Origin of the sequence: Phenylobacterium sp. (assembly GCF_044372605.1) — a bacterium.
GTDB lineage: Bacteria > Pseudomonadota > Alphaproteobacteria > Caulobacterales > Caulobacteraceae > Phenylobacterium.
The window spans coordinates 1-7,623 of record NZ_JBILRO010000167.1 but is presented as its reverse complement, the minus strand read 5'-3'; the positions used below and the strand labels follow the sequence as shown (position 1 = coordinate 7,623).

The following is a 7,623-nucleotide window of genomic DNA, read 5'->3' as shown; positions in this document are numbered from 1 at the left end:
CGGGCCGAAACGTCCTTGCTGAGGGTGAACATTGACGGTCTCGACCACCAGGGCGTCGCCCTCCCACCAGGCGGTACTGTCCCCCATCCAGGGATGCAGGGTCACGGGGCCATGGGCGGCCTGGGCGGCGGCCTTGGTCGGCAGGATCGGGATCACTCGGACCCCGAACCCCATCTCGACCACGACCACCAAAGCGTCGGCGGTGAGCAGGAAGCGGTAGTTCGAGTTATAGATATTGTTGAGCATGCCCGGCCCACCCGAGCCGCGTGACCCGATCAAGCAGCGGTCATTCGGCGCCAGGTCCTCAGGTCCGTCGGGGTCCATGCGGTTGCGCATCACCGCCGCCTCGCGCGAGCGCTGGCGGCCAAGATCGGTGAGCGGCAGGCGACCGTCGTCGGGCGTGACGATCCAGGCGGTGCGGTACTGCCCCTTGATCCTGGCGAACGCGTCGCCAGCGTCGAGAAAGACGGCGCTATGGGCTGCGCCCAGCGCGCCCTCCCCGGCCGGCGGCGGGCCGGCGTTGGGATCGCTGGGCAGGGCGTCGCGCTCGGCAGCCTTCTTCATGGGATCGGCGGCGGCCCGCGCCTTGGCCTCGGCCTCGGAAAGCGTCGGACCCTTGAGGCTCGCAGGCCGCTCCAGCCAGGTCAGCGAGGCGTTGGTCCAGACGCCGCTCAGGTCCGGCTTGCCGCCGGCGGCGCGCGAGATGGGCGGGCGATCCTGAGCCTGGGCGGCGGCGCCCAGGGCCATGGCAAGCCAGACGGCGATGACGATCAGCGGCTTCATGGCTTCTCCCCCAGAATACGATGACAGTTGCAATAACCCCCGGCGTGATATCCAAACCGCCGGGTACCACGACGAACTATAAAGGAACAGCTATGAACATCGTTGAGGAGCATCCTGCCGTGACGGCTTACTTGGAAGGCATTGCAGCCGAGTCCAGCCCCCACAGCACTGATCGCTTCTGCTATGGCAAGTGTGGCCGGGAAGCTTATGAGCTGGGAGCCCTCAAGGCCCAGCTCCATATACTGGCCCAGAAGTACCCGCTAGTGGCTGAAGAACTGGCCAGGAGCGCAGCCTACCGGACGGAAAATGCCTGAGACGCCAAGACCGTGACAACTCGGTGACCGTGGCAATAATCCCCATTTCCGCGCAAAGTGCTGAGCGCAAAATACGGCTACGGTGGCGCTTCACTTAATCCCCCTCAGAGGGACCGATCTTCGGCGTCCTGGCCAAAACCCCGACCCATCTGCCAAGAGGTCCAGTCAAACGGCTATCCAGCGCCCCGCCCACCAACTCGAAACAAGTTGACATTCTCCGGGTCTAATGTTCTTGTTTTGTTCATGTCCACCCCCGTCGATATTCCCGAACTGCCCGAGGACGATGCCGTCCTGCGGGAGATCGCGGCGATGGATCTGGCGCTGGCGCGGCGACTCTATGGCGAGGCCATGGGCGAGGCGGATGCGGAGAAGGCGGCCGATATCACGCGGGCCTACAATCGCGTCACCCGCTCGCTACGTCAGTCGATCGCGCTCAGGGCGCGCCTGGCCCAGGGCTGGGAAAACCATCACGTCCATCACGGGCGGCGCGTCGACCTGACCGGCGAGAGCCCTACCCTGTCGTACCGTGGCCTGACGGCGGGCGGGCTGATACCGGAGGCCCGGCCCGATGCGGCGGCGGCAAGGGCGGAGGCTGACCGGCGCCGTGCGATCCTGCAGCGGGCGGTCCAGCGGATCATCTGGAACGAGCGTGAGACCGAGCGTCTCGACCGGCCTGCGGCCGCCCGCCTTCGGGACCGCCTCGCCGATGAGGCGCTGGCCGCCGTCGCCGATCCGGTCCTGGCCCGCGCGCCGGTGGAGCGGCTGGTCCGCGACGTCTGCCGACGCTACGGCCTGCGCTACAATCCCGACTGGGAAAGCCTGCCCAAGCCGCTGGAAAGCTGGCTCTTCCCCCAAATGGAACTCGCGGACGACGGGTAAGGCGCTTCAGCCCTTCTCCACCGGCTCCACCAGGAAGTGCCGGCCCTCGCGGTCCTCGATCTCCACCACCCAGACATCGGGGTCGATGCGGACGGCGCGTTCGATATAGCGGTCCAGGTCCGGCTCGGCCGTGGAGGCGACCGGCTGCATCCAGATGCGGTCGCCGTCGCCCCGTGTGGCTTCAGCCAACAGCCGCGCCGTGCCGTCGCTGCGGTTCAGGATCTTGACCAGCACCGCGCCGGCGCGCGGGTCGCCCTTGCGCACGACCACGGCGAAACCGCCGCCGATCTCGACGCGGCGGATCAGGGCGCCAACCCAGATATCGGCAGACAGCAGCATGGCGCAGACCATGCGCTGATGCGCCGGGCGCCCGTCAACCCCGGGTCAACCTTCCTGGGTTACAGCTTGCGCCCAGACGGCCAGACAAGGCCGCGAGAGGCTAAACGCATGACGAGCACGCGCAGAAGCGCGAGGCCGGCGTGGCGGTGGATGGGTATTTCGGGTCTGGCCGTGCTGGCCGCCCCCGGCGTGGCGCTGGCCAGGCCGGTCGACCTGTTCATCGAACGTGCGGCGACCAGCGAGGCGGGCGACCGCTGCGGTCTGTTCTCGCCGGAGGTCGCAGCCGCGCTGGCGGCGGCGACGCAGCAGGCCCGGGGCGCGGCGCTCCGCGCCGGATCCGACGCCAGAACCCTGACCAGCCTGGAGCGCGACGCCCGCTTTCGCGCCGCGCGGCTGGAGTGCGACAGTGAGCGGGTGGTCGACGCCGCCAACCGCGTGAAGAGCGCGTTCGCCGGCTATCAGCGTATTTCCCGGATGGTCTACCCCGGCGATGTCGCCGACTGGCGGGCCGATCGCACCACGGGCCGGGCGGCGCGCTGGCGGCTGTCGCAGGACAGCCGGTTCGGCGCGGACCGGATGACCTTCGGGCTGGCGGGCTGGGACGGCGCCAACGGACTGCTGGCGGTGGCGACCTTCGCCGATGGCCGCACGCCCTATGCGGCGCGCCTGGTCATGCGCGATGGCGCCCGCACGCTGGGGCCCTACCTGATCGCCACCGGCAAGGCCGCGCCCCTGAGCGCCAAGCTTCCGCCGCGCACCGCTACCCGCAGCTATCTGGCCGAGGCCCGCAGCCCGGCGGGGCCGGAGCTGCTGCCCAAGGCGGTGGAGGCGGGCTGGGCGTTTCGCTTCCCGGTGGCCGCCGCCCAGGCGCTGGGCGACCTCGACCCGCGCGAGTCCATCGCCGTGGAGTTCCTGTTCTCCGGCGAGCGGGTCCGGACCGCCTATGTGGAGGTGGGCGACTTCGCCGCCGGCCGCGCCTTCCTGCGACTCGCCTCGCGCTAGACGTGCTGGCGGATGGCCGGGTCGGACGCCAGCACAGGCATCCGGACCGTCACCGCGGTGCCCGCACCCACGGCGCTCTCCAGGCTCATCTCGCCGCCGTGCAGGCGGGCGAAGGCGCGGACCAGGGACAGGCCCAGGCCGGACCCCGCCGCCCGCTGCTGAGCGTCGCCGGCCTGCTCATAGGGGCGTCCAAGCCGCTCCAGATCCTCACGCGCGATGCCGACGCCGGTATCGGCGACGACCAGCTCAAGACCTCCATTGCGCGCTTGCAGGGACAGGGTGACCGCCCCGCCCCGTGGCGTGAACTTGAGCGCATTGGAGATCAGGTTGAGGGTGATCTGCTTCAGCGCCCGGCGGTCGGCTTCGGCGTAGAGCGACCCGGGCGGCAGGACGGCGCGCAGATGCACCCCCAGCCGCTCCGCCTCACCGCGCATCAGCCGCAGCACCGACTCCACAGCCTCGCGCGCATCGAAGTACTCCAGGGTGAGCTCGTAACGCTCGGCCTCGATCTTCGACACGTCGAGGATGTCGTTGATCAGCTCCAGCAGGTGGCTGCCGGACTCATGGATCAGCCCGGCGTACTCGGCGTAGCGGTCAGCCATGGGGCCAAACAGCCGCTGCCGCATGATGTCGGAGAAGCCCATGATGGCGTTCAACGGCGTGCGCAGCTCGTGGCTCATATTGGCCAGGAACCGCGACTTGCCGGCGTTCTGCTGCTCGGCGGACAAGCGCGCCTCGTCGAGCGCCCGCTCGCGCAGGTGCTGGACGGTGGCGTCACGCACGGCGGCGATCAGATCGCCGTTGGGGCCAGGGCGTAGCGCGATCTCGAGGCAGCAGTCCGGGTCGAACGCCGCCTGAACCTGCACCAGCGCCTGGCCGGTGGCGGCCGCCTCACGCAGGGCGGCGTCAAACGTGGGCAGATCGGCTTCGGCGAATAGCTCCCCCAGGGGGTGGCCTTCAAGGTCGCCGGGCTCAAGACCAGCGACCGGAGCCCCCGCCGCGATCCGGACAAGGCCTTCGGGGCTCAGCCGGGCCAGCAGGTGCGGCTGGTCATGCAGCAGCGTCCGCTCCATGGCCTGGCGCGCGTCCCGACGCTGGTCACGACGCAGTTCGCCCAGCTGACCCATCAGGCCGACGGCAAAGCCCACCACGGCGCTCGAGAGCGCCAGCAGGCTCAGCCAGGGTGCAAGCGCGATGTCCGGCTGCGGCAGGGTCTGGAACACAGGCGTGAGCGCCGACAGCGCCGCAGTCGCCAGCGCCGTGGCGGCGCCCAGAGCGCCCAGGTCGCGATCGCGCCAGACCAGTCCCGCCGCCGCAGGCGCCAGGCACCAGGCGGCCAGCGGACCGGCCACGCCGCCGGTGAGGTGAACCGCCGCCGTCGCCCCGGCGCCCCAGATCAGGACACCTGCGATCCGCGCCCCTCGCCCCAGCCGCGACAGCACAGCGCCCAGCAGCGCTGCTGTTCCCACCGCCGCCAGCGCCAGCGCCTCGGGGCCCTGCGCCAACAGGCCTGCGCCTGCGAGTGCGCCGGCCGCGGCCAGGATCGCCAGCACCCAGCCCAGGTGCCAGCCAGCCCCGCCGCGCGGCGGCTTCCCGGTCAATGCGCTTGGACGAGCCCTGGCCATCACGAATCCCGCCGCCCCCAGACGTATCGACGAGACACTACGCCCGCGCGCCACTTCCGACGACCCGCCGCGACGAAAGACTTTCGTAAGCGCAATCGGCGAACCTGCAGGTCACGCTCGCCCGGGTTCAACGCCGTCGCATGTCTCATCCGGCCACCCCGCCGTCTGTCGAAGTCGAGGCCATCCTGGACGCGCAGAAGCGCTCCTTCCTGAGGATGGTCAGCCACGAACTGCGCACGCCGCTCAACTCCATCCTGGGCTTCTCCGAGATTCTCTCTACGGAACTGTACGGTCCCCTCGGGGCTCCCCAATACAAGGACTATGCCGCGATCATCCATCAGAGCGGCGCACGGCTGCTGACGCTGGTCAATCAGGTGCTGGAGATCGCGCGACTGGACGGCCGGACTCTGGACTTCGAGACCCGGCCGGAGCCCGTCGAGCTTGCGTTGGATGACGTGCTGGCGACCCTGCGTTCGGATCTGGCGGCGCGCCGGGTGACAGTTGTGGTGGCGGGACGCGATAGCCTGCCCACCGTGGCCGCCGATCCGCGGGGCCTGCGCACCGTGCTCTTCAATCTCCTGCAGAACGCTATGAAAGTTACGGCGGAAAACGGTGCTGTGCAGGTGAGCGCCTGCGTGCGGGGCGAAACCGTTGAGATCGAAATCCGGGATCACGGGCCGGGGATTGATCCGGCCGATATTCCACGCCTCATGGCGCCGTTCGAGCAGGCTGAAACCGCCCTGACGCGGCACTCGGAGGGCACCGGCCTTGGTCTGCCCATCTGCGACCTGACCTGCCGGGCCATGGCCGGGAGCCTGAGACTGACGCCGTCGCCGGGCGGCGGCCTGACGGCGATCGTGATCTTGCCGGCGGCCTGATCAAGGTTGCTACGGCGTCTCACCCTCCTTAAGTCGCGCCCATGGCCGATATCGACAGCGCATTGGCGGAGCTCGCCGACGAGTTCGAACTTCTGGGGGACTGGGAGGAGCGCTATCGCTATCTGATCGATCTGGGCAAGGACCTGGCCCCTCTCAGCGATGCAGAGCGGAGCGACGCCAACAAGGTGCGCGGCTGCGCCAGCCAGGTCTGGCTGGTCACGGAACCGGGTGCGGACGACGAGATCGGCTTTCGCGGGGACTCAGACGCCCACATCGTGCGGGGCCTGATCGCGATTCTGCTGAGGCTCTACGCCGGACGGACCGCGTCAGAGATTCTGGGGTTTGATATCAAGGCCGCCTTTGCGAAGCTGGGGCTCAACGAAGCGCTGTCGTCGCAGCGGTCCAATGGACTGGCCTCGATGGTGACGCGGATCCGTCGGGATGCTGAAGCGGTAGGCTAGCCATGCGAAACGCTCTGATACTGGGCCTTGCCCTCCTGAGCCTGACGAGCGCGGCGGTCGCCCGCGAGAAGCAGACGACGCGCCCTGCGTCGGCGGCCCTGGAAGGCCTTTGGACAGGCGCCTCCTTCACGGAACTGGAGCGGCCGGACGAGCTGAAAGCGCTCGTGCTCACACCGGAGCAGGCGCACGCCTGGGAGACGAAGCTCAAACCCTCGGGCGGCGTGAACGTCGGTTCTGACGAAATTGGCCAGGCGACCTCAGAGTTTCCTGAGACGGGATCCGGCCTGCTGCGTGTGCGTGGCGAGATCCGCTCGTCGATCATCATCGAGCCGTCGGACGGAAAGCTGCCCTTCACAAAGGCGGCCAAGGCCGATCTCGGCATCGAGCCAAGACGGCGGCGGGGCTATGACAATGTCGAAGCCCGACCGCAGGACGAACGCTGTCTTGCGTCAGACACCGCCGGCGCACCCAGTATTCCGACCGCAGACGCCAACGTGCTGCAGATCCTTGAAGCGCCGGGCCATGTCGTCATCCTGGCAGAACGCTATCACGACGCACGCATCGTCCGCCTGGGTCAGCCGCGCGACCCCCGGTCGCCGCCGTCATGGCTGGGTGACTCCACGGGGAAGTGGGAGGGCGACGTCCTGGTCATCGAAACCTCGAACTACCGTCCGGGTCTGACGAAGGGCGGAGACAGCCTGATTGTGTCGCCGCTGACCACGGTTATCGAGCGCTTCCGGCGGACCTCGCCGACCGAGATTCACTACGAATTCAAGGTGACGGACCCTTACCTCTATACCCAGCCCATCAGAGGCGAGTACGTGTTCGGCCCGACCACGGCACTGTTTGAATACGCGTGCCACGAAGGCAACTATTCGATCGTGAACATCCTGACCGCTGCCCGGCTGGGCCGACAGACTGCGCCAGAGGCGACGCCACCAGCTGCGCCCACGCCTTGAATCAGGCGGCTGTGGCCGCGCGGATGCCGCTGGCCATGGCGCTCATGCCGACGACGGCGTCATATCCCAGGATCATGTCCACGTCCGAACCGCCGCGCGACAGCGGCAGGCGGATCCAGACGATCGAGAGATGAGCTGCGCCACGCCAGCCCAGATTATGGATGCCGACGCCTGGCCGGGCTTCAGTGACCACCCGACCCAGCTCGGCGCGCCAATAGTCGCCGGCGGCGGAGTTGTAGACCTCGGAGAGACGGCGGCCCGTGATCTCGCGGCCGTAGACGCTGTAGAGCCCCGTCCCGGCCAGCCGGAACCGGTAGTCCAAGGTCTCGCCGGCGATCACTTCTGTAAGGCTGACAGTGGGCAATAGACGTTTGATGCCGCCT

General features: G+C 68.6%; 10 protein-coding genes. 6 read left to right on the top strand and 4 right to left on the bottom strand.

Features of this window, described 5'->3' with window-relative positions; all coding sequences use genetic code 11:
* Positions 1–783: hypothetical protein (locus ACIQ42_RS13130; protein WP_397422659.1), on the bottom strand; the 783-nt coding region annotated here is incomplete at its 3' end.
* A gap of 119 nt (positions 784–902) precedes the next feature.
* On the opposite strand from ACIQ42_RS13130, the gene ACIQ42_RS13125 reads away from it, so the two are divergent.
* Positions 903–1,097 carry a hypothetical protein gene (locus ACIQ42_RS13125; protein WP_397422657.1) on the top strand — a complete coding sequence of 65 codons (195 nt, stop codon included), beginning with the start codon at positions 903–905 and terminating at the stop codon, positions 1,095–1,097.
* Between the two features lie 243 nt (positions 1,098–1,340).
* Positions 1,341–1,976, top strand: coding sequence for a hypothetical protein (locus ACIQ42_RS13120; RefSeq protein WP_397422656.1), 636 nt, complete (start codon positions 1,341–1,343; stop codon positions 1,974–1,976).
* 6 nt (positions 1,977–1,982) lie between these two features.
* Here the strand turns inward: ACIQ42_RS13120 and ACIQ42_RS13115 are convergent, their stop codons facing one another.
* On the bottom strand, positions 1,983–2,315 hold the full coding sequence (locus tag ACIQ42_RS13115; protein ID WP_397402804.1) for a DUF1491 family protein: 333 nt from the start codon (positions 2,313–2,315) through the stop codon (positions 1,983–1,985).
* Between the two features lie 150 nt (positions 2,316–2,465).
* Here ACIQ42_RS13115 and ACIQ42_RS13110 point away from each other — a divergent pair, with 150 nt between their 5' ends.
* Positions 2,466–3,317, top strand: coding sequence for a hypothetical protein (locus ACIQ42_RS13110; RefSeq protein ID WP_397422655.1), 852 nt, complete (start codon positions 2,466–2,468; stop codon positions 3,315–3,317).
* Here the strand turns inward: ACIQ42_RS13110 and ACIQ42_RS13105 are convergent.
* A complete protein-coding gene (locus tag ACIQ42_RS13105) occupies positions 3,314–4,942 on the bottom strand; it encodes a sensor histidine kinase (protein WP_397422654.1) in 1,629 nt (542 codons plus the stop codon). The genes ACIQ42_RS13110 and ACIQ42_RS13105 overlap by 4 nt on opposite strands.
* A gap of 140 nt (positions 4,943–5,082) precedes the next feature.
* On the opposite strand from ACIQ42_RS13105, the gene ACIQ42_RS13100 reads away from it, so the two are divergent.
* Genes ACIQ42_RS13100 through ACIQ42_RS13090 form a run of 3 tightly spaced genes read left to right on the top strand, consistent with a single transcriptional unit; the run spans position 5,083 to position 7,240 of the window.
* Positions 5,083–5,820: a sensor histidine kinase gene (locus ACIQ42_RS13100; RefSeq protein WP_397422653.1), complete on the top strand. Its 738-nt coding sequence runs from the start codon at positions 5,083–5,085 to the stop codon at positions 5,818–5,820.
* A 41-nt stretch (positions 5,821–5,861) separates the two neighbouring features.
* Positions 5,862–6,281: a SufE family protein gene (locus ACIQ42_RS13095; RefSeq protein ID WP_397422652.1), complete on the top strand. Its 420-nt coding sequence runs from the start codon at positions 5,862–5,864 to the stop codon at positions 6,279–6,281.
* Between the two features lie 2 nt (positions 6,282–6,283).
* Complete coding sequence (locus ACIQ42_RS13090; protein WP_397422651.1) at positions 6,284–7,240, top strand: hypothetical protein; 957 nt, start codon at positions 6,284–6,286, stop codon at positions 7,238–7,240.
* Position 7,241: 1 nt separating this feature from the next.
* Here the strand turns inward: ACIQ42_RS13090 and ACIQ42_RS13085 are convergent.
* On the bottom strand, positions 7,242–7,623 hold a 382-nt coding region (locus tag ACIQ42_RS13085), incomplete at its 5' end, for a PAS domain-containing protein (protein ID WP_397422650.1).